The following is a 25,223-nucleotide window of genomic DNA, read 5'->3' on the forward strand; positions in this document are numbered from 1 at the left end:
TAAGGCGACACCTGAGGCGTGGTTCCCGAGGTCTTCCTGTCGATCCTGCAACCGTTTTGAAGGTACGTTCAAAAATACCTCATTTGACTGTTCACAAAGGTTTACATATTGATAGCGCTATCGTGATTTCGTCGTGATTTCCGACTGTTTCCTATTCGAAACTGTTTGATTTTATTTACAAATTTACACTTCTGGACTGACCAGTGCGTCAGGTTTTATCTGCGTTCGACACCGGGCGGGCGCTGGCCGAAGCTTGGTTGTGAATCTGCTCGCCCGTTAGGGCGGGAGGATGGGACGCCTCGAGACAGAGGTTCATGTCGCTCGCCTGTGTGCTGCATAGCGGTTGGAGGGAATAGGTTCCTGCGGTGCAGTGTCTGAGTTGGCCGGATGTTAGGGGTTGTCGCTTAGTAGAGGGTGGGCGCCGAAATGACGCAAGGAGGGCCGTACTATGCTACGACTGACTGGATTTGAGGGAGGCTTCACGAAGCTGCTGCTGATCACCCTGTTGGTGATGGTGGCCGCTGCATTTTCCGATAACACACCGGCACAGCCGCCGACTTCGATACCGCAGGGGCTCATGGACAAGGCCGATCGCGGTGAAACCGTCAAAGTGATCGTGACGCTTCGCGTTCGCGGCGGCTTCGTGCCCGAGGGCAAGCTCGGTGGCAAGAGTTCGCCCCGGGCCAAAGCGCAGCGCAGCGAGATCGCCAACAGCAAGCTCGAGCTGCTCGACAGCCTTATCGGCACCGGTGCCGAGCGTTACTCCCAGTGGGAGGGGTTGCCGAACATGGCGCTCCGGGTCAACGCCAACGCCCTCAAGCGTCTAGCCAACTCGCCGCTGGTGGAGCATATCCAGGAGGATAGCCTCAGTGACCCTTTGCTCGCTAGCGCAACCTTTCATATCGGCGCTGATCTGACCTGGGCGTCCGGCTTTGGCGGCAACGGTCAGACGGTGGTTATTCTCGACAACGGTATTGACGCCGACCACCCGTTTTACAGCGGTCGGGTGGTGCATCAGGCCTGCTGGTCGTCGGATAGCGGCGACGACACCAGCCTGTGTCCCGACGGCAGCACCAATCAGATCGGGCCCGGTGCGGCCGAAGTCACCCAGGCGGGGGGCGCTCCGATTGCCGCTTGCTCGGTCGGCGGTAGCAATATCTGCGACCACGGCAGCCATGTCGCCGGCATCGCCGCAGGCGAGGATGATCCGAACAATCTTCAGGGTTTCAATGGCGTGGCACCGGATGCCAACATCATCGCTATCCAGGTGTTCACCCGCATCGCCGACTGTGACAGTGACACGGCTGGCGCCCAGCCCTGCACCCGGACTTATACCTCGGACCAGATCAGTGCACTGAACTACATCGCCAATACGCTGAGCGGCAGCTGGAACATTTCGTCGGTCAACATGAGCCTCGGCGGCGGCGAGTACGCAAGTTCCTGCGACGGAGACAGCCGCAAGGGCGTGATCGACACGCTGCTGGGACTTGAGATCGCCACCGTGATCGCCGCCGGCAACGACGGCTGGACCGATGCACTCGGCGCCCCGGGCTGCATCAGCACTGCCGTCACCGTCGGTTCCGTGACGGACGGGGCCAACCCCGACCAGGTGCTGCACAATATGGATGAAACGGTCGATTTCCTTGCTGTCGGGGCCGGTGTCGTCTCATCGGTCCCCGACGACGCCTATAGCTCCAAGGGTGGCACCTCGATGGCGACACCGCAGGTCACCGGCGCCTTTGCCATGCTGCGGGCGATCGACCCGACCCTGAGCGTCGCCGAGATTTCCCAGATACTGAGGGATACCGGTGTCTGGGTGACCGATATGAGAGCCCCCAACGGCTACGAGGGGCAGGACCCGATAGCATCCGGGCACGTCAAACCGCGCATCTATCTGGCGGCGGCCGTGGCCAGCCTGGTGCCGGCGGACCTGCGGGTCACCAAGGACTGCAAGCCAGAGCAGCCGTTGCTGATCGGGGAAACGGCGACCTGTACCATCTGGGTCGACAATATCGGCGATGCGCCGGCGATCGGCGTCGAACTGGTGGATGAGCACGTCAGTGATGGCGTCTTCCTGTTCGGCGATATCACCGCCAGCCAGGGTGCCTGCGACTCGACAGGCAACCCGCAGGACGGTGCCGGAACCGTGACCTGCGAGCTCGGGGACATGGCCGCCGGCGACCGCGTTACGGTGGTGGTCGAGCTGACCGCCGATACGGCGCAGGATATCAACGACTTCGCGTCCGCCGACATCACCAGCAACCTTGTGCTGCCGGATGCCGATCTGAGCAACAACACCGACGAGGATACGGTGACCTTCTATGCCCTGGCTGACCTGCTGGTTGCCAAGGACTGCCAGCCGGACGGCGAACTGCTGGCCGGCATGACCGGTACCTGCACCATGACGGTGACCAATCAGGGGCCGGGTACCGCGGAAAATGTGATGCTGGTGGACACCCTTACCGGCTCGGCGGCGTTCACCGTCGACTCGGTCAGCCCCGGCTGCTCGGTCAACGCCATCAGCGCGACTCTGAAACAGGTCAGTTGCAACCTCGGCGATCTTGCCAAGGACGAGCAGGCGATCGTGACTGTTTCGATCAGCGAGGATGAGGCGATGACGATCAGCGACGAGGTCGTCGTCAACAGCGATACCCTGGACGAGAACCAGGACAACAACCGTGCCAGTGACAGCCTGGTGATCATTGGGGTCGCGGACCTGGGCATCAGCAAGACAGCAAGCCCGGACCCGGTCGTAGCCGGCGCGGAGCTGACCTATACCATCACCGTTACCAACCATGGGCCCTCGACCGCGACGAATGTGGTGGTCGAGGACGTGGTGCCCGCCGATCTGGATATTGTCCTGGTCAGCGGTAGCGACGGCGCAAGCTGTGTTACCGGCGTCCCCGGCGATGCGGCACTGCCGTCGAGCTGCAGCTTCGGCAATCTCGCCGACGGCGCCGTCAGGACCATGACCGTGGAAACCCGGGTGCATGTCGATGTGCCGGATGGCACCGTGCTCAGCAACAATGCGAGGGTCCTGTCGGATACCTACGACGACGACAGCGCCAACAACTTTGCGCTGGACGATACCACCGTACAGGCGTCGGCGGATCTCTCGATCGTCAAGAGCGACAGTCCGGATCCGGTACTGGCGGGTAATCAGCTCACCTACGAGCTGGTGGTGACCAACGAGGGCCTCTCGACGGCGGCCGATGTGGTGGTCACGGACCTGCTGCCGGCCGAGTGGGTCGGTTTTGTCAGTGCTTCGGTGCTGGAAGGCGGCAATTGCGAAATCACCGCAGAGGATACGCTGACCTGCGCGCTGGGTGACCTGGATCCGGCTGAAAGCCGCACCATTGTCGTTGTGGTCGATGTCGATGCCGCGACGCCGGACGGCTTTGAGCTGAGCAATACCGCTTCGGTCGCCTCGGCGACAGCAGATCCGGACGAAAGCAACAACAGCGCCGGGGCAGTGACCACGGTGGCGACTGAGGCTGACCTCTGGCTCGACAAGACCGGCAACTTCCCGACCGGCAACGCTTCGGGCACCATCATCTACTTCCTGACGGTGCACAACAAGGCCGGCTGTTCGGTAGACGACCCCGAGGTCTGCGGCGACGGCGGCCCGTCCGATGCGCAGAACGTGGTGGTGACCGATGAACTTCCGTCGACGGCGAAAAAGCTGGTGGTTGAGTTCGTTTCCGAAGAGTGCAGCTATGACGCGGGCACGCACAGGGTAACCTGCGAAACTGCTACGGTGCCCGCTGGCGAGAGCGTCGAGTACGAGATCCAGGCCACGGCCAAGGGCAATCTCGGCGAAATCACCAACGTGGCCGATGTCTCCAGCGTGACTTCCGATCCGAACCTGGATAACAACCACGATGAGCTGTTGATGACGGTACAGGGCGGTACCGGTGACACCGGCGGCCCGGGCGGAGGCCGTGGCAAAGGCAAGAAATAATCCCTCTGAAGGGCTGTAGCAAAGGAAAAGGCGGTGCCTCCGGGCGCCGCCTTTTTTCGTGGGGGCAGGGTGGCGACCGCTATTTACTGATCCACCTGGATAAAACGATGAAGCGGGTCGTGCCTTCGATTTTGTGCAGGCGTTCGCAACTGCCTATATGCTGTATCGGGACAGGGCCGGGTTGCTCGCGCTGTCACTTCACGAAATCAAGGCGGAGATCAGGTGATGAACGGATTTGCACTGTTGGTGGGCCGCATCCTGCTGGCGCTAATCTTTGTATCGGCGGGCTGGAGCAAGATCGGCGGTTTCGAGGGCACTCAGGGCTATATGGAGTCGATGGGCGTGCCCGGTGTGTTGCTGCCGCTGGTGATTCTGCTGGAGCTCGGTGGTGGGCTGGCGATCATTGTCGGCCTCGGCACCCGTACGATAGCGGTGCTGCTGGCGCTGTTCTGCATTGCCTCGGCCGTGGTTTTCCACACTGACTTCAGTCAGCCGATGCAGTCGATAATGTTTATGAAGAATCTGGCGATTGCCGGCGGTTTTCTGGTGCTGGCGGCCAGCGGCCCGGGTGGGCTCAGCATCGACAGCAAAATCGGCAGGAACTGGTAGGGCACCTTGAGTCTAACGAAACGTGCCGGATTTTGCGGCGTCGTTCGTCGGTATTATGCACCTGCAATACCGATCTTCCCGTCATCCATGACGGTTGCTTCGCTCAGGGGCGCCCTGCCTCCGACTCGCCGGGTGTTCGAGGAAAGGTAGGGTGCCGGTGAGTGAAACGAACCGCACCGCATCGAACCATGGTGCGGTTCGCAGGCTCACCGGCACCCTACCATCCGTAACGCGTAACGCCTCGCCTCAACCGCCGAGATACGCCTTGCGCACGTTCTCGTCGGTCAGCAGCGATTCGCCGGAGCCGGTCATGACGACGCGGCCGTTTTCCAGCACGTAGCCGCGGTCGGCGATCTTCAGCGCCTGGTTGGCGTTCTGCTCCACCAGGAAGATGGTGACGCCCTCGCTGCGCAGCTGCTCGATGATCTCGAAGATCTGCTGGATGATGATCGGCGCAAGGCCCAGCGAGGGTTCGTCGAGCAGAATCATGCGCGGCTTGCTCATCATGGCGCGGCCGATGGCGAGCATCTGCTGCTCGCCGCCGGACATGGTGCCGGCGCGCTGGCTGAAACGCTCCCGAAGGCGCGGGAAGAGTTCCAGCACATGCGAGAGGCTTTCCTCGTACTCGGCCTTGGTGCGGAAGTAGGCCCCCATATGGAGGTTTTCCTGCACCGTCAGCCGGGCAAACACGCGCCGTCCTTCCGGCACGATGGCGAGGCCCTTGCGCATGATCTGCGAGGTCGGCAGGCCGGTGATATCTTCGCCATCGAAGACGATCCGGCCCGAAGAGGCCTTGGGATCGCCGCAGATGGTCATCATCAGCGTGGTTTTGCCGGCGCCGTTGGCGCCGATCAGGGTGACGATCTCGCCCTTTTTGACCTCGACGGTAACGTCGTGCAGCGCCTGAATGGGCCCGTAGTGGGTGTTCACCTTTTCGATTTGCAGCATCTCATTCCTCCCCGAGGTACGCCTTGATGACGTCCGGATTGTTCTTCACCTCCTCGGGTGTGCCATCGGCCAGGGGGGTGCCCTGGGCGATGACGTAGATATGGTCGGAGATGCCCATGACCAGACTCATGTCATGTTCGATCAGCAGCACGGAAATCTCGTGCTCGTCGCGCAGCTGCACGATGAGCTCGTCGAGCTGCTTGGTTTCCCTCGGGTTGAGGCCCGCCGCCGGCTCGTCGAGCAGCAGCAGTTCCGGCTGCGTGACCATGCAGCGGGCGATTTCCAGACGCCGCTGCTGGCCGTAGGCGAGGTTGCCGGCTTCGCGGTTGGCGAACTCCAGCATGTCGACCTGCTCCAGCCAGTAGGCGGCGCGGTCCATTGCTTCCTGCTCCAGCCGCTTGTAATGGGTGGTCTTGAGCAGGCCCGCCAGCAGGTTGGTATTGAGATGGCGGTGCTGCGCCACCAGCATGTTCTCGATCACGGTCATGTTGGAGAACAGCCGCACGTGCTGGAAGGTCCGGACCAGCCCCTTGCGGGAGATACGAAAGTCCTTCAGGCCCGCGATCTGCTCGCCCTTGAAGACGACACTGCCGTCGCTCGGGATGTAGAACCCCGACAGACAGTTGAACACCGTGGTTTTACCGGCGCCGTTGGGGCCGATAATGGATACGATCTGACGGTTGTGTACCGACAGGTTGACGTTGTTGACCGCCACCAGGCCGCCGAAGCGCATGGTCAGGCCGTTAACGTCCAGCAACAACTGACTCATCGCTTCAACTCCATATGCGGTCGCTTGGCGGGCAGCAGGCCCTGCGGACGCCAGCGCATCATAAGCACCATCAGCAGTCCGAACAGCAGCATGCGGTATTCCTGAAACTCGCGGGCGAACTCCGGCAGAATGGTCATCACGATCGCCGCCAGGATGACGCCGAACTGCGAGCCCATGCCGCCGAGCACCACGATCGCCAGGATGATCGCCGACTCGATGAAGATGAAGGATTCCGGGCTGATAAAGCCCTGCCGTGCCGCGAAGAAGCAGCCGGCGAAACCGGCGGTCGAAGCGCCGAGGGTAAAGGCCGAGAGCTTGATCACGGTACGGTTCAGGCCGAGAGAGCGGCAGGCGATCTCATCCTCGCGCAGCGCCTCCCAGGCACGTCCCACCGGCATGCGCATCAGCCGGTTGATGACATAGAGTACGGCCAGTACCAGCACCACGGCGATCAGATAAAGGAAAATCACCTTGTGACCGCTGTTGTAATCGATGCCCATGAACTCGTGGAAGGGGACGTAGCCTTCGCTGGCGCGGCGGTTGAACTCGAGCCCGAACAGCGTCGGCTTGTCGATACCGGAGATGCCGTTCGGGCCGCCGGTCAGCCCCGTCATGTTGTTCAGCAGGATACGGATAATCTCGCCGAAGCCCAGCGTCACGATCGCCAGGTAGTCGCCGCGCAGGCGCAGTACCGGGAAACCGAGCAGGAAGCCGAAGGTGGCCGCCAGCAGCGCCGCGATCGGCAGGCAGACCCAGAACGACAGGCCGAAATAGGCCGACAGCAGCGCGTAGGTGTAGGCGCCGACGGCATAGAAGGCGACGTAGCCGAGGTCCAGCAGGCCCGCGAGGCCGACCACGATGTTGAGGCCGAGGCCCAGCATCACGTAGATCAGCGTCAGGGTCGCCAGGTCCACGGCCCCGCGCGAGGCCATGAAGGGCCAGATGAAGAGGCCCACCACCACGGCGGCGATCAGCCAGGGCTTGAGGCGCGCGGCCTTTTCGCGATCGGGCATCAGAGCACCGAGGTTCGGGCGCGGAATGCCGGCGGTGGCGGTGCTGATCTGGTCGCGAAACAGTTGCGAGAAAAACACCAGGGCGATACCGGCGAAGATCCAGGCCCACTGGGCTTCGCTGGCGCCGACGACCTGGAGCTGGGTGCCCTCGGAGGTCAGCTTGACGCCGATCATCAGGCAGGTGAGAACGAAGGTAATGCCGGCGGCGAAGACGGCTGCGTACAGATTCTGTCGCATCAGACTTTCTCCACTTCCGGTTTACCGAGCAGGCCGCTGGGGCGGAACAGCAGGATCAGGACCAGCAGACCGAACGACACCACATCCTTGTATTCGGACGGGAAGTAGGCCGACGTCAGGGCCTCGGTGACGCCCAGAATCAGGCCGCCGAGCATGGCGCCGGGGATGGAACCGATGCCGCCGAGGACCGCGGCGGTAAAGGCCTTGAGGCCGGCGATGAAGCCGACGAAGGGGTTGACCACGCCATAGTAAAGCCCCAACAGCAGGCCTGCCACAGCCGCGAGCGCGGCGCCGATGATAAAGGTCATGGCGATGGTGCGGTCGGTATCGATGCCCAGCAGGTTGGTCATGCCGCGGTCTTCGGCGCAGGCGCGACAGGCACGGCCGATACGGGAACGGGAAATAAACAGCGTCAGGGCTGTCATGCAGACGAAGGTGGCGGCCCAGATGATCAGCTGCATATAGGACAGCGAAACCTCGAACAGCTGCGGATCGCCGAAGTTCCAGCCACCGGAGATCTGCGGCGGCAAGGCGATGTCGCGTGCGCCCTGGGCAAGCACGACGTAGTTCTGCAGGAAAATGGACATGCCGATCGCCGAAATCAGCGGGATCAGCCGGTTGGAGCCACGCAGCGGGCGGTAGGCCACGCGTTCGATGGTCCAGCCGTAGGTGCTGGCGATGAGCACGGCAACGATCAGTGCGATCAGCAGTATTACCGGCAGTGCCACCATCCCCATGCCGAGCAGGCCGGCGATGACGATGAACGAAATGTAGGAACCGATCATGTAGATTTCGCCGTGGGCGAAATTGATCATGCCGATGATGCCGTAGACCATTGTGTAGCCGATGGCGATCAGGGCATAGGTGGACCCGATCGTCAGCCCGTTGATGAGCTGCTGGAGTAGGTATAGAGACGCTTCAGTCATAGAAAGAACCAGGTCAGGCGGCGCCCGGGTGGCCGTCGGCGGGGCGACGGCCGCCCAGACCCCGGATCGCGGGGATGGGCGCCGTGGTATCCGCAGGTGTCCGCGGATAACCCTGTTGTTTTTATTACTGGGCGGCCGGCGTCTTGGTGCCGTCGGCGTGCCAGTTGTAGACCACGAAGGAGAACTCGGTCAGGTCTCCCTTCTCATCGAAATCCAGCGTCCCTGTGGTGGTTTCGAAGGTGTTTTCGCGGATGTAGTCGGCCATTTTGAACGGATCGGTTTCGCCGCCACCCTTGATCGCCTCGACCATGACCTGGACAGCGGAGTAGGCCGGGAACACGAAGGGGCCGGACGGGTCTTCGCCCTTGGCCTTGAAGGCTTCCACCAGCGCCTGGTTGGCCGGATCCTGGTCGAAGCTCTGCGGCAGGGTCACCAGCAGGCCTTCGGAGGCTTCACCGGCGATCTTGGAAATATCGGGGTTGCCCACGCCTTCAGGCCCCATGAACTGGGCTTCCAGGCCCTTCTCGCGTGACTGGCGCAGAATCAGTCCCAGTTCCGGGTGATAGCCGCCGTAGTAGACGAAGTCCACGTTCTCTTTCTTCAACTTGGCAACCAGTGCCGAGAAGTCCTTGTCGCCCGGAGTGACGCCTTCGAACATTACCGGAGTGATGCCGGCTTTTTCGACCTCGTTCTTGACCGCGGTGGCCAGGCCTTCGCCGTACTGCTGCTTGTCGTGGATGATCGCCATGCGCTCGGGCTTGACGCTATTGATAATGTACTGGGCGGCGAACGGGCCCTGCAGACTGTCCAGTCCGATGGTGCGGAACACCAGCTGGTGGCCTTTCTCGGTGATGGTCGGAGAAGTGGAGGCTGCGGTGATCATCAGCACGCCTTCTTCCTCGTAGATGTCGGCGGCGGGCTCCGTGGAGCTCGAGCACAGGTGTCCGACCACGTGCCGGATGCCGTCATTGACGATCTTGTTGGCCACGGCCACGGCCTGCTTCGGATCGCAGGCGTCGTCGTAGATCACGCCTTCCAGATCCATGCCGTTGACACCGCCGGCCTGGTTGACCTGATCGATTGCCATCATGACACCGATCTTCTGCATGTCGCCGTACTGTGCGACCGGTCCGGTGGCCGGGCCTGCCAGGGCGATCTTCAGTGTTTCAGCCTGGACGGCGGCCGCGGAGCCCATGATGGCCAGCGCGGTGCCGACGCTCAGCAACGTCCTTGAAAACTGTTTCATTGCAGTGTTTCCCGTTCGATTGTTGTTTCTTGGAGACATTTTCTGTCTTTTCGTTATCGCCGCATACGTTTACCCGTACTGCGGAATAAAATCAATTGTAGACAGCGATGCCGCGGCGCGGGCGCCTTTCGGCTGCTCGGGTAAATCTGAAGCAATATCTGCACCAACAGTTATCGGGGGTATTTTCGCCATAAGCGGTGAGACGGCGGCTGCAGTGACAGGGAACACTGTGCCGACGGGGGACAGTATCGTGCTACGAAGGGGGCTTGTCTGAACGTTATTGTTAATCGTTTTTCTGTTTGAATGGGTTGTTCAGGCCCTGTAAGTACGGCGGTTGCCGGTAAATGTCAGCAAAGATGATGTATTTTGCCATTGGGGTTGCGGCGCGCATGCTGGATTCTGTAGGAAATGGACTATATAGCAAAACAACAATAAGTGATGTCCGCGCGCCGGGCATGTTCGATAGTGCAGATTATTGATTGAGGACAGACAGATGCCGGAGTACAAGGTACCGCTACGTGATATTCACTTCGTGATGAGTGAAATGCTGGATGCCGAAAGCCATTACCGCAGTCTGAAGGGTGCGGAGGATGCCACGCCGGAGATGATCAGCGCGATTCTCGAAGAGGGCGCCAAGTTCACGGAACGCGAGCTGGCGCCGCTGAATCAGATCGGCGACACCCAGGGTTGCCGCTTCGAGGATGGCAAGGTCTTTACGCCGGAGGGCTTCAAGGAGGCTTACGCCAAGTACGTCGAGGGCGGCTGGCCGTCGCTGGCGCACGACCCCGAGTGGGGCGGCCAGGGACTTCCGGAGTCTATCTGCACCGCGTTCAGTGAAATGATCGGCAGCGCCAACTGGGCCTGGGGCATGTATCAGGGGCTGAGCCACGGCGCCATGAATACCCTCGAAGCACACGGCACCGAGGAGCAGAAAGAGGTCTACCTGACCAAGCTGGTCAGCGGCGAGTGGACCGGCACCATGTGCCTGACCGAAGCGCACTGCGGTACCGATCTCGGCCTGCTGCGAACCAAAGCCGAGCCCAACGGCGACGGCAGCTACAGCATCAGCGGCACCAAGATCTTCATATCCGCGGGCGATCACGATATGGCGGAAAACATCGTCCATATCGTGCTGGCGCGACTGCCGGATGCACCCGCCGGCACCAAGGGTATCTCACTGTTCGTGGTGCCCAAGTTTCTGCCGGACGCCACGGGCGCTGTCGGCGAGGCCAACAGCCTGAGCTGCGGCTCCATCGAGCACAAGATGGGCATCCACGGCAACGCTACCTGCGTGATGAACTTCGATGGTGCCAGGGGCTTCCTGATCGGTCCGCCGAACAAGGGCCTCAACTGCATGTTCACCTTCATGAACACCGCCCGCCTTTTCACCGCGATCCAGGGGCTTGGGCATACCGAGTGGGGCTTTCAGAACTCCCTGGCCTACGCCCGCGACCGTCTGCAGATGCGGGCGCTGTCCGGTGCCAAGAATCCGGATGCGGCGGCGGATCCGATCATCGTGCACCCGGCGGTGCGCAACATGCTGCTGACCCAGAAAGCCTTTGCCGAGGGCGGCCGCGCGCTGGTGCATTATTGTGCTCAGCTGGTCGACCAGGTGAAACAGGGCACCAGCGACGAGGTGCGCCAGGAGGCCGACGCGCTGCTGTCCTTCCTGACGCCGATCGCCAAGGCCTTCATGACCGAAACCGGCTTCGAAGCGGCCAACCATGGCCTGCAGGTATTCGGCGGTCACGGTTATATCTCCGAATGGGGCATGGAGCAGAACGTTCGCGATTGCCGCATCTCGATGCTGTACGAGGGCACCACCCAGATCCAGGCGCTGGACCTGCTGGGCCGCAAGGTACTGGGAACCCAGGGCGAGTCGCTGAAGCGTTTCAGCAAGATCGTGCACGCATTCTGCCAGGAGGCCGAAGCAGATCCGACGGTGCGAGAGTTCGTTGCTCCGCTGGCGCGTCTCAACCGGGAGTGGGGTGAGCTGACCACCAGTCTCGGCATGAAGGCGATGAGCAACAAGGATGAGGTGGGTGCGGCGGCGCAGGACTACGTGATGTATTCCGGTTATGTCGTCTACGCCTACTTCTGGGCCCGGATGGCGAAAGTCGCCCAGGCGAAGCTGGCCGAGAGCCGCGACGACGCGGCTTTCTATACCGCCAAGCTGCGCACCGCGCGCTTCTACTTCGAGCGCATTTTGCCGCGTACCCGGACCCTGAGCGAGACCATGCTCTCCGGTGCCGACAACCTGCTGGCGCTGGACGCCGATCACTTCGCTTTCTGAGTCTGTCCCACCCCGCCGAAGGTCACGGCTGCCAGATCATCGAAACGCAATGTTTCGACCGGCGCCGCTGTCCTTCGGGCCGCCCTTGGTACACTAGAATAAGAGAGCGTTGCACCCAGTGGCGCTCTCCGATCATCAATATGCGTTCAGGGGCCCCGAGACATGGAACAGCCGAGAGGCAATACGATACCCGATTCACTTAACGGTCGAGGCTACGCCACGGTCATGGATGTTGTGGCGCGGGTGTGCCGCGACTATGCCGACCGGCCGGCCTTCAGCAGTTTCGGCCGTACCCTGAGTTACGGCGAGCTGGACCGTCTGGCCGATGCCTTCGCCGTCTACCTGCAGCGCAATACCGACCTGGAACCCGGCGACCGGATCGCGATTCAGTTGCCCAACATTATCCAGTATCCGGTGGCGCTTTTCGGCGCGCTGCGCGCGGGGCTGGTGGTGGTCAACACCAATCCGCTCTACACGGAACGGGAAATGGAGCACCAGTTCCGCGACTCCGGCGCCAGGGCGCTGGTGATTTTCACGAGCATGGCGCACAAGGCCGAAAAGATCATCGGCAATACCCCGGTGAAGCATGTCATCCTGACCCAGATCGGTGATCTGCACGGCTGCATCAAGCGCACCCTGCTCAACGGCGTGGTCAGGTACATCAAGAAGATGGAGCCGGCATACCACCTGCCGGAGGCCGTTGGTCTGCGCCAGGCGTTGCAGGCCGGCAGGGGCCTGAAGCCTCGGCCCGTTGCGCGCGCTACCTCCGACATTGCGGTACTGCAGTACACCGGGGGCACCACCGGGCTGTCCAAGGGGGCGGTGCTGACGCACGGGAATCTGGTCGCCAACATGCTTCAGGGCAGCGATCTGATCAGCCGGGCGGAAAAGGGCTGGAGCGAAACTGCGGTCGCGCCGTTGCCGCTTTATCACATTTATGCCTTCACCCTGTCGCTGATTCTGATGGAAAACGGCGGCCATACGGTGCTGATTCCAAACCCCCGCGACCTGAAGGCGTTTGTACGCGATCTGCGTCGCTTGCGGGTGTCCTGTTTCATTGGTCTCAACACGCTGTTCGTGGCGCTGTGTAACCGCGAGGACTTTCGCCGGCTCGATTTCAGCCGGCTCAAGACCACCATTTCCGGTGGCATGGCGCTGACGCACGACGCCGCTGACTGCTGGCGCGAGGTGACCGGTTGCGAAATCATGGAAGGCTATGGCCTGACTGAAACCTCGCCCGCGGTCGCCATTAACCCGCCAGGTGCTGTACGGATCGGTACCATCGGCCAGCCGCTGGCCGAAACCGAGGTGCGCATCATCGATTCGGATGCGGCTGACGTGCCGCCCGGCACGCCGGGAGAGCTGTGCATTCGCGGGCCCCAGGTGATGGTCGGTTACTGGCAGCGGGAAGACGAAACGCGGGCGGCCTTCACCGACGACGGTTACTTCATGACCGGGGACATCGCCGTGCAGCAGGAGGACGGTTACCTGAGTATCGTCGATCGCGCCAAGGACCTGATCATTGTCTCGGGTTTCAATGTCTATCCCAATGAGGTGGAAGACGTGGTGGTGTCGCATCCCGATGTCGTCGAGTGCGCCGCCGTCGGCGTGCCGGACGACAAGAGCGGCGAGGCGATCAAGCTGTTCGTCGTGAGTCGTAACGACCGGCTCGATGCCGATATGATCCGTGACTGGTGCAAAGAGCGGCTGACCCGCTACAAGGTACCGAAGCTGGTCGAGTTCACCAGCGAACTGCCGAAGTCCAATGTCGGTAAGGTGCTGCGGCGAAAGCTGCGGGACGAAGATCACGCCGCCTAGGCAGAAATTGGAGGAATTGATGCCACTACCGAAGCCGGCGCGCCGGCAACAGTACCACCAGCGCAACGTGCGGTGCACGGGCTATCTGCGTGATGACGGGCTCTGGGATATCGAGGGCCGCATGACCGATATCAAGTCGCACGATATCGATATTGACGACCGGGACCATGGCTATGTCGCCGCCGGCGAGCCGTTCCACGATATCAGCATGCGCCTGACCATCGACGAAACCATGTTGATTCACGAGGTGCAGGCAGCGATCGATGCCGCGCCGTTTCGTACCTGTCCGGCCATTGCCGCTGCCTTCAAGCGACTCGAGGGTACCCGCATCGGCAGCGGCTGGCTGCGCCAGACCCGCGAGCTGGTCGGCGGCGTCGAGGGATGCACGCACCTGAATGAAATGCTGCAGCCGCTGGCCACGACCGCGGTGCAGATGCTCTGGCCTGTGCGGGCAGCCAGAACCGGGGAGCGTGCGCATCCCGGCGTGATCAATACCTGCCACACCTACGCCCAGGACTCGGAGGTGGTGCGGCGTGTGATGCCCGACCATTACAAACCCGCAAAGTCCGACTCTTGAGCGGGCAACGATTTCGCCTGAGATGGTCGAATGTAAAGAAGCGCTAACCGATGGCGGGGCGCGTGCGGAATGAATAGAGGTGGTAAAGATGTCTGAACTGGTTATCCGTCAGCTCGACGACAGCGTGCTGACCCTGACGCTCAATCGTCCCGACAAGAAAAACGCCCTGGATAACGACCTGTATATCTCGCTAACCGAGCTGCTGCTCGAAGGCGACAGGGATCCGGATGTTCGGGTCATAGTGCTGCACGGCGCCGGCGACAGCTTCTGCGCCGGCAACGATATCGCGGATTTCGTCGCCAGTGGCGGTGACGCCGAGAGCGTGCGCGCCCCGCTGCGTCTGCTGCAGAGCATCGCGGGGCTGTCCACACCGCTGATTGCCGCGGTACACGGCAATGCGATCGGCATCGGCACCACGCTGCTGCTGCATTGTGATCTGGTGTACGGTGCCGAGGACCTGCGTCTGCAGTTGCCCTTCGTCCGGCTCGGGCTGGTGCCCGAGGGGGGCAGCAGCCTGCTGTTGCCGCAGCTCGCGGGGCACCGCCGGGCGTTCGAAATGCTGGTGCTCGGTGAGTCCTTCGGCGCCGATACGGGCCGCGAGATCGGTCTGGTCAACGAAGTCGTGCCGTCCGCCAAGGTGCTGGACCGGGCCCGTGAGCGGGCGATGCAGCTGGCTGCGCTGCCGCCTCAGGCGGTGGTCAAGAGCAAACAGATGCTCAGGGCGCACCAGCAGGACCTGTTGCAGCAGATTCTGGTCGAGGAAGTCGATGCGTTCCGCGAGCGCTTGGCATCGGCCGAAGCCAAGGCCGCTTTCGACGCATTTCTGACCCGCTGAAGACGGTCGAATACCCGGGGCGCGGCTGCGCCCTGGCGTGTTTCGTGATGGTTTTTGCGTGATATGTCAATTATTCGCAGTATTTATGCTTTTTTAAGTGATTGATATTTAGGGTAAAAAGTTTTTGCTGACAGAATGTGCCACTAAAAGATCACGTTTTTGTCATTGTTGCTGAGTCGCCGGGTAATACTATGGCGCATAGCAGCCAACAATAACCCTAGTCAGGTCTTCGGGCCTGCTGACAGAAGCCGAACCCCTTCGGCCGGGAGTCATATTTATGCTGTATGCAGGACAGGCGGTCAGCGTACGCGATGCGGGCGATGGCCTGTACGAGATCGTGTTCGATCTGGCGGGTGAATCCGTCAACAAGTTCAACCAGGCCACGCTTAACGAATTGCGTGACGCGGTCGCCGCCGTCAGGGAAGCCGATGGCGTCAAGGGTGTGCTCTTCTCCAGCGCCAAGGACGTATTCGTCGTCGGCGCGGATATCACCGAATTCACCGGTATGTTCGAGAATGGCGAGGACGAAATTGTCGCCGGCATCCTCGAAACCACCAAAATCTTCAACGCTGTCGAGGACCTTCCGGTGCCGACCGTCGCTGCGATCAACGGTATCGCGCTGGGCGGCGGCTTCGAGCTGTGCCTGGCGACCGACTACCGCGTCATGAGCACCAAGGCCAAGGTCGGCCTGCCGGAAGTGAAACTCGGCATCTATCCGGGCTGGGGTGGCACCGTGCGCCTGTCGCGCCTGATCGGCGTCGACAATGCCAACGAGTGGGTTTGCGGCGGCAGCGAGAAAAAAGCCGCCGCGGCACTGAAAGACGGCGCTGTCGATGCCGTTGTGGCGCCGGAAATGCTGCGCGATGCGGCCCTGGATCTGCTGCGCCAGTGCATCGACGGCAAGTTCGACTACCAGGCGCGCCGCGCCGAAAAACAGCAGCCGGTAACGCTGAGCCAGATCGAACAGATGATGGCGTTCGAATCGGCCAAGGGTGTGATCGGCGCTCAGGCCGGCAAGCATTATCCGGCACCGCTGGCGGCGCTGGCGACCATGCAGAAACACGCAGGCCTGACCCGCGATGCGGCGCTGGAGGTCGAGGCCAGGGGCTTTGCCAAACTGGCCAAGACCGATGTCTCCCGTGCGCTGGTCGGCATTTTCATGAAGGATCAGGCGGTCAAGAAGGCTGCCCGCAAACACGCCCGCGGCGCCGAACCTGTCAAGCAGGCGGCGGTTCTGGGCGCCGGTATCATGGGTGGCGGTGTCGCGTACCAGTCCGCCTCGCGCGGCACGCCTATCTTGATGAAGGATATCAACGAGCAGGCGCTGCAGCTGGGCCTGGACGAAGCGACCAAGCTGCTGGCCGGTCAGGTCAAGCGCGGTCGTCTCGACGCCGCCGGTATGGCGAAGACCCTGACCCAGATCCGCCCCACCCTGAACTACGGTGATTTCGGCAATGTCGACCTGGTGGTCGAGGCGGTTGTCGAGAATCCCAAGATCAAGAAGGCGGTGCTGGCCGAGACCGAGAGCCATCTGAAGGACGGCGCCATTCTGGCGTCCAACACCTCGACCATCTCGATCACCGAGCTTGCCACCGCGCTGGAAAAGCCGGAAAACTTCTGCGGCATGCACTTCTTCAATCCGGTGCACCGTATGCCGCTGGTCGAGGTCATCCGTGGCGAGAAGACCTCCGATGAAGCCGTGGCGCGCACCGTGGCCTACGCCCAGGCAATGGGCAAGACCCCGATCGTGGTCAACGACTGCCCGGGCTTCCTGGTCAACCGTATCCTGTTCCCGTATTTCGCCGGCTTCAGCCTGCTGCTGCGCGACGGCGCCGACTTCCGTCAGGTCGACAAGGCGATGGAAGGTTTCGGCTGGCCGATGGGTCCGGCCTATCTGCTCGACGTGGTCGGCATCGACACCGCGTACCACGGTGACGAGGTCATGGCGCAGGGCTTCCCGGACCGTATGGCGCACGAAGGCGAAAACGTTGTCGACCGCATGTTCAAGCTCGAGCGCCTGGGCCAGAAGAACGGCAAGGGCTTCTATGCCTACGAGCCGGACCGCAAGGGCAAGCCGAAGAAAATCTTCGACGAGAGCGTGTTCGAACTGCTCGACGGTGTCGTCGGTGAACGTCAGGATCTCGACGCCGAAGAAATCATCGCCCGGATGATGATTCCGCTGTGCATCGAAACCGCGCGCTGCCTCGAAGACGGCATCGTGGCGACGCCGGCGGAAGCCGATATGGGCCTGGTTTACGGCATCGGCTTCCCGCCGTTCCGTGGCGGTGCGCTCTACTACCTCGACGAGATGGGACTGGATCGCTTCTGCGAGATGGCTGCCAGGTACGCTGACCTCGGTCCGCTGTACCAGCCCACCGAGCGCATGAAGCAGATGGCCGCCAACGGCGAAACCTATTACGGCTGAGAGTGGAGGAATACGCTATGAGCCTGAAACCAAATGATGTGGTTATCGTCGACGGCGTCCGCTCCCCGATGGGACGCTCGAAGAACGGTGTCTTTCGCAATGTCCGCGCCGAAAACCTGTCCGCTGCGGTGATCAAGGGCCTGCTGGAGCGCAATCCGCAGGTCGATCCGGCCGAGATCGAAGACGTGATCTGGGGCTGCGTCAACCAGACCCTGGAGCAGGGGTTCAATATCGGCCGTAACGCCGCGCTGCTGGCGGGTATACCGCAGACCGTGGCCGCGCAGACCGTCAACCGTCTGTGCGGCTCCTCGATGGCGGCGCTGCATACCGCCGCTCAGGGTATCCAGACCGGCAACGGCGACATCTTCGTGATCGGTGGCGTCGAGCACATGGGGCACGTGCAGATGACGCACGGCGTCGATATCAACCCGGCGATGTCCAAGCAGGCCGCCAAGGCGGCAATGATGATGGGTGTGACCGCCGAGATGCTGGCCAAGATGAACAGCATCGGTCGCGAAGCGCAGGATGCCTTCGGCGCCCGCTCGCACCAGCGTGCCCACGCGGCTACCCTTGCCGGCCGCTTCGACAACGAGATCGTCGCGGTCGAGGGACACGACGACAATGGCTTCAAGGTACTGCAGGAGCACGACGAGGTCATCCGTCCGGAAACGACGGCCGAGTCTCTGTCCCAGCTGCCGCCGGTATTCGTACCCAAGGTCGGCACCGTCACCGCCGGTACCTCGTCGGCGCTGTCCGACGGCGCCAGCGCCATGCTGGTGATGTCCGCCGCCCGCGCCAACAGTCTGGGTCTCAAGCCGCGCGCCAGGGTCGTCAGCATGGCGGTCGCCGGCTGCGAGCCGTCGATCATGGGGTACGGTCCGGTTCCGGCCACCCACAAGGCGCTCAAGCGCGCCGGTCTGTCCATCGACGATATCGACTACTTCGAGCTCAACGAAGCCTTCGCCGCCCAGGCGCTGGCGGTGCTCGGCGGTCTGCGTCTGACCGACCGCATGGAAGAGCGGGTCAATCTCAATGGCGGCGCCATCGCCCTGGGTCACCCGCTGGGTTGCTCCGGCTCCCGTATCACCACCACGCTGCTGAACGTGCTCGACCAGCAGGACGGCACCCTGGGTCTGGCCACCATGTGTATCGGCATGGGCCAGGGCATCGCCACCGTGATCGAGCGTCTGAACTGAGCGTGACCTGACAGTCAGATCTGCCCAAGGCCCCGGCGAGTGTGCACTCCCCGGGGCTTTTTTTGTGGCATTTCGCTCGCAGGATGGATGGAGCGACGCCCCAGTAGCAGTCGTCCAACCCATCTTGGGCGCCGCTTGGGCACCATGCAGCGGACTCATTGATGGGTTGCGCCGCGTCAACCTCGCTGAAAGCGTCAAACAGTGTGCCAATGCGGCTCCACCCATCCTACTTTTGGCCCCTGGATTCACGCGAATCCGCGAAGAACCTTTTTTTGTGGCGCTTCGTAGGACGGGTGCAACGACGCCATGCCGCAGTCTAACCGCGCCCCTCGAGATCAGGGCGTCGTGCAACCCATCATCCGCAGCGTTGCGGGGTAATTTACATTGGCCTGTGCCCGGATGAAGATAGGGGAGTCCTGCGTTACTGACACCAGAGCGTCAACTATTGCTGAACACCGGAGGGCGAATATGCGAAAGGGATTGCTGATTGTCGCAGTACTGCTGCTGAACGGCTGTGCCAACGGCGACTGGCGCAGTGCCAGCCGGGAACCGGCCGGTATCGCGCCCGATCCGGCCACCACGCCCGAGGCCGTGCTGCAGGTCTACGGCGCGCCGGCCTGGGGCTGGCGCGGCTGGTTCGCGATCCATACCTGGATCGCCGCCAAACCGAGCAACGCCAACGGGTACACCGTCTATGAGGTTATCGGCTGGCGGCAGCGGCGGGGGCTGCCGGTGCTGCGTGTGGAGCAGGATCATCCCGACCGCTACTGGTTCGGCGAGCGCCCCGAGTTGCTGCTCGACCGCCGTGGCGAGGGTGTCGACAGGCTGATCGATGCGGTCGACCAGGCGGCCCGGGTCTATCCCTGGAAACACGAGTATCGGGTATTCCCGGGGCCCAACAGCAATACCTTTCCGGCCTGGATCGCCACCCAGGTACCCGAGCTCGGGCTTGATTTGCCCTTCAGCGCCATCGGCAGCGGTTGGGCGGATTGATTCGTGGCGGACGGCCGGCTCGACGCCGGGTCGGCGCTTGCGCGATTGCTGTAGGAGCTCGCTCCGCGAGCGAATGAGCGGGAGGACATCCCCTGCGCAGTCAAGGTGCGGGCGCTTGCAGATCAGCGGCGGCGCTTGGCGCCCGATAGCAGCGACGGGCGCACCGCGCGGCTGCGGGTGTCGTCGGCGGGCGCCTGGGGGCTGGGCTTCGGTTTGGGTTTGGCGGTTTTGGTGGCGCGGTGCCGCGGTTTGGGCCGTGCCGGCTGCGCCAGTGCCGCATCCTCTCCCGCATCCTGGCCGAAGAAGGGCACGGGTTTGAGCGGCAGGGCTCTGCCAATGGCCGACTCGATCGCCTGCAACAGCCGGCGCTCGTCCGGCGCCACCAGCGAAATCGCCTGGCCGCTGCCACCGGCGCGGCCGGTTCTGCCGATGCGATGGACATAGGCTTCCGGTACCTGGGGCAGGTCGTAGTTGACCACCCGTGGCAATGACTCGATATGCAGACCGCGCGCGGCGACATCGGTGGCGACGAGAATACGCAGACGACCGCCTGCAAACGCGTTCAACACTTTCTGGCGCTCAGCCTGCGGCTTGTCGCCATGCAGGGCCGCGGCATCGATCCCCTCGTCCTGAAGGTAGGCGGCGACCTGGTCGGCACGCTTTTTGGTGCGGGTGAATACCAGCGCCTGCTGCCACTGCCCGCCCTGAATGAGGTAACTGAGGATGTCGGCCTTATCCCGCTGGTCGACGCCGTAGACCACCTGCTGTACCGTTTTCGCCGCCGAGTTGCGCCGGTCGACCCGCACCCAGCGCGGGCGTTTGAGCAGTTCAGCGGTCAGGGAGTCGATAGCGCCCGAGAGGGTCGCCGAGAACAGCAGGGTCTGACATCCCTGCGGCCGAAGTTCGCAGATGCGCTTCATATCGGCGATGAAACCGAGGTCCAGCATGCGGTCGGCCTCGTCGAGCACCAGTAATTGCAGCTGCGCCAGACTGACGACATCGCGACCGATCAGATCCAGCAGCCGGCCCGGGGTCGCCACCAGAATATCGGCTCCGTGCTCGAGCTTTCTGACCTGGGCTTCGGTACGGCTGCCCCCGAACAGTGCCTGGGTGCGAAGCACCAGGTAGCGGCCATAGGCCTGCAGGCTCTGACTCACCTGCTGCGCCAGCTCCCGGGTCGGTACCAGGATCAGCGCCCGCGGTGCGGCAGCCGAGCCGCCGGCCAGACGCTGTAGCAGTGGCAGCGCGAACGCCGCGGTCTTGCCGGTGCCGGTCTGGGCTTCGGCGACCAGGTCCTGGCCGGCGAGGATCAGCGGAATGGCTTCGCGCTGGACGGCTGTGGGGCTGCGATAGCCGAGCTCGGCCAGCGCCTGGCATAGCGGCTCGATAAGACCGAGGGAGTCGAAACTGCTCATGGGAACCTGTGGCTGTGGGGCGTGGTCAGAAAGAAATTGCGTAGCATATTAACATACTCCGAAGTTTGTCCCCGCGTCCCGGCGGGATTGACCGCGGGACGATTAAGGCGCAATGTAAATATTAACGTTTCAGTCAATAGTCGTCTGAGCCAGACACCACTTACTGAAACGTTAGTCAGTCACCTCAAGGACTCCGCGTGCCCATGATCCACGAGACGCCAATCCAGGTCATTGTTCACCGCAGTGCTCGTCAAAGGGCGCTGTTCTGGGCATTGGCACTGGCGTTCATCGTCGGCCTGCTGAGCTGGCAGCTGCAGGCCGCGAAGCCCGGCGGCGCGATCAGTCTCGTCAGTGGTGACGCCAGCGCGCTTGCGCTTGGGGAGGGTGCGGAAAATCCACTGTCGGCGTTCGATACCGATGTCGACGACCCACCTCTGGTAAGGCTGCTCCAACCGCGTCTTTGCGCCTATTTCCTGCCGGTAGCTGAACGCCGGGACGGCGGCAGTATCCGTCGCGTCAATTCGCACCCGGCCCGCGCGCCGCCCGCTTTGTCATTCGCCTGACCTTTTTGTTCAGTCAATCTTTTTCCATTGCTCCGGCCGTTGCCGGAGGGAGGCAAATGACATGCAAACCTACCATGAACTCAAGCCGGTATCGCTCGTCGACTACGTTCGGCTGTCCAGCCCGGACAGCGGTATCCTCGATCTCGACAGCCCGGCCAGCAGTATCGTTACCCTGTTCGATCAGACCCGCCCGCTGGCGCTTGAACTGGACGTCGGGATCGACGATGCCCTGCTGATGATGAAGAAAGCCCACGTGCGCTCAGTGATCGTGATGGACGACAAAGAGCAGTTCAAGGGCATTATCAGCGTATCCGATCTCGAAAGCCGCAAGGTGCTGACCATCGCCCAGCAGCTCGGACAGCGCCGCGATGAACTGAGCATCGCCGATGTCATGATACCCCGCAGCAAACTGTCGGGACTGTCGCTCAAGCAGGTCGAAGGCAGCCGCATCGGCGATGTGCTGAAGACGCTGCAGGATGTCGGCTCCCAGCACATGCTGGTGGTCAATCCGGAGGAGCAGCTGATTTGCGGGATCATTTCCGCCAGCGATATTGCCCGCAAGCTGCATATACCAGTGGCGATCACCGAACGCGCCACCAGTTTCCGCGAGGTGGTCGACGTGCTCTACGGTCGCGGCGGCGCCGCCTGACCCCGCGCGTCGGTGCGGGTTTGCTCAAGCGCTGGAGTCCGCTGCCATCGCTGTCTACGCTTTAGGGAACCCGCGAACAAGTCCCAATGAGGCTCTGGCCCGCAGATACCAATTGTGTCTTATTCGTAGGTTCCTTAGTTCCCAGGAAACGGCTCCACGGCGGACAGGACGGCGATGGGACTCGAGATAGAAAAGTCCAGCTTCACCGAACAGGAGTTTCGCAGCTTTCACCGGCGCCTCGACAATAATCTCGAGGCGCTCAAGCTGCTTCTCAGTCGCAGCGGCTTCGGCAAGGGACCGGCTTCGGTCGGTGCCGAGCTGGAGCTGTACATCGTCGATCGCAACGGCCACCCGCTGGCGGTCAACGGCGAGATTCTTGCCGAAGTCGGCGATCCCCAGCTGACCCTCGAACTCAACCGCTACAATCTCGAATACAACCTGACGCCGGTGCCGGCGCGGGGCGCGCCGTTCTCCGCCATCGAGGCGGAGATGAGCCGCAAGCTGGGCGAGCTGGAGCAGGCGGCGCAGCACCACCAGGGGCATATCATCGCGATTGGCATACTGCCAACCCTCAGGCGCAGCGATTTCGGACCGCGGGTGATGACCGGGCAGCGTCGCTATCAGGCGCTCACCGAAGGACTGGCCCGTATTCGCGGCGAGCGCTTTACGGTGCGTATCAACGGCGCCGAGCCGATATCGCTGCGCGCCCGCGATGTCACGCTGGAGGGCGCCAACACCTCGATGCAGCTGCACTACCGGGTGTCGCCCCGCCAGTTCGCCGACAGCTATAACGGCATTCAGCTGGCAACGCCGGTGGCACTGGCACTGGCCACCAATTCGCCGTTCATGCTGGGCCAGCGACTCTGGCAGGAAACCCGGATACCGCTGTTCAAGCATGCCATCGACGGTTCGACCCGCGACTGTCACGGGGTCAAGAAGGCGTCCCGTGTCGGGTTCGGCACGGGCTGGGTCCGGGATGGCGCCTATGAACTGTTCGCGGAGTCCGTGCTGTTGCACCAGCCCATACTGCCGATCTGCAACGATGGCGAGGATGCGCTGGCGCAGGTGCAAAATGGCGAGCTGCCGGCCTTGCGGGAGCTGCGACTGCATCACGGTACCGTCTGGTCCTGGAACCGGGTTATTTACGATGACAGCGCCGACGGCCATCTGCGTGTCGAAATGCGGGCCCTGCCGGCGGGACCCACGCCCTGTGACATGATGGCCAACGCCGCCTTCCTGATCGGGCTCGGCGAAGGTTTCAAGAGCGAGATACGCGAACTGATGCCGGCCTTGCCCTTCCCCATGCTGTCGTACAATTTTTACCGGGCCGCCGAGCACGGGCTCGGGGCCCGCCTGCTGTGGCCCTCGCCGGGTGACCGAAGACTGGTGGAGCTGCCGGTCACGGAGCTGGCGCGCAACCTGCTGCCGGTTGCGGAGGCGGGGCTTGCCCGCGTCGGAGTGCGTGAAGCCGAGCGCAGGTATTACCTTGGCATCATAGCCAACCGCCTCGAGCGCAACCGCAACGGCTCGACCTGGCAACTGGAGCAGGTGGCCCGGTTGTCGCGACGCTTGAGCCGGCACCGCGCGTTGCGAACCATGCTGGAATACTATCGGGCCAACGCCTGCGCGAATCAGCCGGTGGCCGAATGGGCGGATATCCGATGAGCCTCAATATCCTGCACAACCCAGATGCGGCCGACATCGCCCGCCGCCCGCAGGACTTTCTGCGCCAGCTGGCAGATCCGACTCTGATCGTCGTCGATGGTCGCGACAACAGCCGCTGCCGTGCCGTCAGTACCCTGCTGCACGGCAACGAGCCCTCCGGGCTGAAGGCGGTGCATGGCTGGCTTCGCCGGGGCGAGCGGCCGCGCTACCGTATGCTGTTCTTTATTTCGTCGGTTGCCGCGGCGCTCACGGAGCCGCTGTTCAGCCACCGGCAACTGCCCGGTGAGCGCGATATGAACCGCTGTTTCCGTCCGCCCTTCGACGACCGCCCGGGTCTGGTCGCCGGCGAGATTCTGGAGCTGCTCGAGCGCTACGGTCCGGAGTGCCTGATCGACATTCACAACACCTCCGGCATGAACCCCGCGTTTGGCGTCGCAACCCACGAGGATCCTGCGCACGAGGCGCTGGTGACGCTGTTCACGCGGCGGCTGATCATCACCGATATCCGCCTCGGCGCGTTGATGGAAACCAGCCGGCCGGACTTTCCGGCAGTCACCATCGAGTGCGGCGGCAATCGCGATCCGGCGGCCGACAGGCTTGCCGTCGAGGGGCTGGAGAAGTTCCTGAGCCGTGATGAGGTGCTGCAACTGCCGGCGACAGGGCTGCACCTGGATCTCTACCACCACCCGGTGCGGCTGGAGCTGGACAGCGAAACCCGGATCCGCTTCGCAGACGAGCCGGATCCGGACGCGGACATCACGGTGCCCCGGCATCTGGAGCGCTACAATTTCGGCCGGGTGGGTACCGGAACCTTCCTGTTCTGGCTCGGCCCTCAGGGGCGTGCGCGCATGCGACTGCGGGATGCGTCCGGTGGCGATGTGCTGTCGCGCTATTTCAACTGCATTGGCCATTGCCTCTATGCCGCGCAACCTATCAAGCTGTTCATGGTGACCGACAACCCCGTCATCGCCCGCAGCGACTGTCTGCTCTATGCCGCCCCGGAGTCCGGGCATACCATGCTCGACAGCTGAACCGTGGATGAAAACTGGTTGAAAAATGATCGTGCAACTCCCGGGCTCTGAATC

19 protein-coding genes are annotated in these 25,223 nt (G+C 62.6%); 13 read left to right on the forward strand and 6 right to left on the reverse strand.

Translation table 11 applies throughout. From position 1 onward, the window contains the following. Positions 1-448 precede the first annotated feature (448 nt). Both IEX85_RS19050 and IEX85_RS19055 read left to right on the forward strand, forming a co-directional pair. Entirely contained in the window at positions 449-3,961 is a 3,513-nt protein-coding gene (locus IEX85_RS19050) for a S8 family serine peptidase (RefSeq protein ID WP_188862213.1), read from the forward strand. A 225-nt stretch (positions 3,962-4,186) separates the two neighbouring features. Next, on the forward strand, positions 4,187-4,570 hold the full coding sequence (locus IEX85_RS19055; protein WP_188862214.1) for a DoxX family protein: 384 nt from the start codon (positions 4,187-4,189) through the stop codon (positions 4,568-4,570). A gap of 246 nt (positions 4,571-4,816) precedes the next feature. On the opposite strand, the gene IEX85_RS19060 is transcribed toward IEX85_RS19055, so the two are convergent. The 5 genes from IEX85_RS19060 to IEX85_RS19080 form a co-directional block, all read right to left on the reverse strand. Beyond that, a complete protein-coding gene (locus IEX85_RS19060) occupies positions 4,817-5,518 on the reverse strand; it encodes an ABC transporter ATP-binding protein (RefSeq protein WP_188862215.1) in 702 nt (233 codons plus the stop codon). A 1-nt stretch (position 5,519) separates the two neighbouring features. After that, positions 5,520-6,287, reverse strand: a complete 768-nt coding sequence (gene livG, locus IEX85_RS19065) for a high-affinity branched-chain amino acid ABC transporter ATP-binding protein LivG (RefSeq protein ID WP_188862216.1) — start codon at positions 6,285-6,287, stop codon at positions 5,520-5,522. After that, positions 6,284-7,537 carry a high-affinity branched-chain amino acid ABC transporter permease LivM gene (locus tag IEX85_RS19070; protein ID WP_308425667.1) on the reverse strand — a complete coding sequence of 418 codons (1,254 nt, stop codon included), beginning with the start codon at positions 7,535-7,537 and terminating at the stop codon, positions 6,284-6,286. The genes livG and IEX85_RS19070 overlap by 4 nt, the downstream gene beginning before the upstream one ends. Beyond that, positions 7,537-8,463, reverse strand: coding sequence for a high-affinity branched-chain amino acid ABC transporter permease LivH (gene livH, locus IEX85_RS19075; protein ID WP_188862217.1), 927 nt, complete (start codon positions 8,461-8,463; stop codon positions 7,537-7,539). Before livH ends, IEX85_RS19070 begins: the two co-directional genes overlap by 1 nt. 124 nt (positions 8,464-8,587) lie before the next feature. Continuing rightward, positions 8,588-9,709, reverse strand: a complete 1,122-nt coding sequence (locus IEX85_RS19080; protein WP_188862218.1) for a branched-chain amino acid ABC transporter substrate-binding protein — start codon at positions 9,707-9,709, stop codon at positions 8,588-8,590. Positions 9,710-10,202: 493 nt separating this feature from the next. Here IEX85_RS19080 and IEX85_RS19085 point away from each other — a divergent pair, with 493 nt between their 5' ends. From IEX85_RS19085 to IEX85_RS19115, 7 genes are all read left to right on the forward strand, one after another. After that, positions 10,203-12,002 (forward strand): acyl-CoA dehydrogenase C-terminal domain-containing protein, encoded by a 1,800-nt coding sequence (locus IEX85_RS19085; protein ID WP_188862219.1) that lies wholly within the window; start codon positions 10,203-10,205, stop codon positions 12,000-12,002. A gap of 162 nt (positions 12,003-12,164) precedes the next feature. After that, positions 12,165-13,820 carry an AMP-binding protein gene (locus tag IEX85_RS19090; protein ID WP_188862220.1) on the forward strand — a complete coding sequence of 552 codons (1,656 nt, stop codon included), beginning with the start codon at positions 12,165-12,167 and terminating at the stop codon, positions 13,818-13,820. Positions 13,821-13,839: 19 nt separating this feature from the next. Then, positions 13,840-14,397: a DUF2889 domain-containing protein gene (locus tag IEX85_RS19095; protein WP_188862221.1), complete on the forward strand. Its 558-nt coding sequence runs from the start codon at positions 13,840-13,842 to the stop codon at positions 14,395-14,397. A gap of 88 nt (positions 14,398-14,485) precedes the next feature. Further along, positions 14,486-15,232 (forward strand): enoyl-CoA hydratase, encoded by a 747-nt coding sequence (locus tag IEX85_RS19100; RefSeq protein ID WP_188862222.1) that lies wholly within the window; start codon positions 14,486-14,488, stop codon positions 15,230-15,232. Between the two features lie 277 nt (positions 15,233-15,509). After that, the gene (fadB, locus tag IEX85_RS19105) at positions 15,510-17,657 is read left to right on the forward strand and encodes a fatty acid oxidation complex subunit alpha FadB (RefSeq protein WP_188862223.1); all 2,148 of its coding nucleotides are present in this window, start codon (positions 15,510-15,512) and stop codon (positions 17,655-17,657) included. Between the two features lie 17 nt (positions 17,658-17,674). Beyond that, a complete protein-coding gene (fadA, locus tag IEX85_RS19110) occupies positions 17,675-18,853 on the forward strand; it encodes an acetyl-CoA C-acyltransferase FadA (protein ID WP_188862224.1) in 1,179 nt (392 codons plus the stop codon). Positions 18,854-19,321: 468 nt separating this feature from the next. Further along, positions 19,322-19,846: a DUF3750 domain-containing protein gene (locus IEX85_RS19115; protein WP_188862225.1), complete on the forward strand. Its 525-nt coding sequence runs from the start codon at positions 19,322-19,324 to the stop codon at positions 19,844-19,846. A 122-nt stretch (positions 19,847-19,968) separates the two neighbouring features. Here IEX85_RS19115 and IEX85_RS19120 read toward each other — a convergent pair whose 3' ends face one another. After that, positions 19,969-21,261 (reverse strand): DEAD/DEAH box helicase, encoded by a 1,293-nt coding sequence (locus tag IEX85_RS19120; protein WP_188862226.1) that lies wholly within the window; start codon positions 21,259-21,261, stop codon positions 19,969-19,971. A gap of 203 nt (positions 21,262-21,464) precedes the next feature. On the opposite strand from IEX85_RS19120, the gene IEX85_RS19125 reads away from it, so the two are divergent. The 4 genes from IEX85_RS19125 to IEX85_RS19140 all read left to right on the forward strand — a co-directional run bounded on the left by IEX85_RS19125 (position 21,465) and on the right by IEX85_RS19140 (position 25,169). Continuing rightward, complete coding sequence (locus IEX85_RS19125) at positions 21,465-21,824, forward strand: hypothetical protein (protein ID WP_188862227.1); 360 nt, start codon at positions 21,465-21,467, stop codon at positions 21,822-21,824. A gap of 61 nt (positions 21,825-21,885) precedes the next feature. Continuing rightward, the gene (locus IEX85_RS19130; protein WP_188862228.1) at positions 21,886-22,473 is read left to right on the forward strand and encodes a CBS domain-containing protein; all 588 of its coding nucleotides are present in this window, start codon (positions 21,886-21,888) and stop codon (positions 22,471-22,473) included. 174 nt (positions 22,474-22,647) lie between these two features. After that, a complete protein-coding gene (locus tag IEX85_RS19135) occupies positions 22,648-24,138 on the forward strand; it encodes a glutamate-cysteine ligase family protein (protein WP_188862229.1) in 1,491 nt (496 codons plus the stop codon). Beyond that, positions 24,135-25,169: a M14 family metallopeptidase gene (locus IEX85_RS19140; RefSeq protein WP_188862230.1), complete on the forward strand. Its 1,035-nt coding sequence runs from the start codon at positions 24,135-24,137 to the stop codon at positions 25,167-25,169. The genes IEX85_RS19135 and IEX85_RS19140 overlap by 4 nt, the downstream gene beginning before the upstream one ends. The last annotated feature ends 54 nt before the right edge of the window (positions 25,170-25,223 follow it).

It is taken from the genome of Marinobacterium nitratireducens (genome assembly GCF_014645375.1).
In the GTDB taxonomy this organism is placed as follows: Bacteria; Pseudomonadota; Gammaproteobacteria; order Pseudomonadales; family Balneatricaceae; genus Marinobacterium_A; species Marinobacterium_A nitratireducens.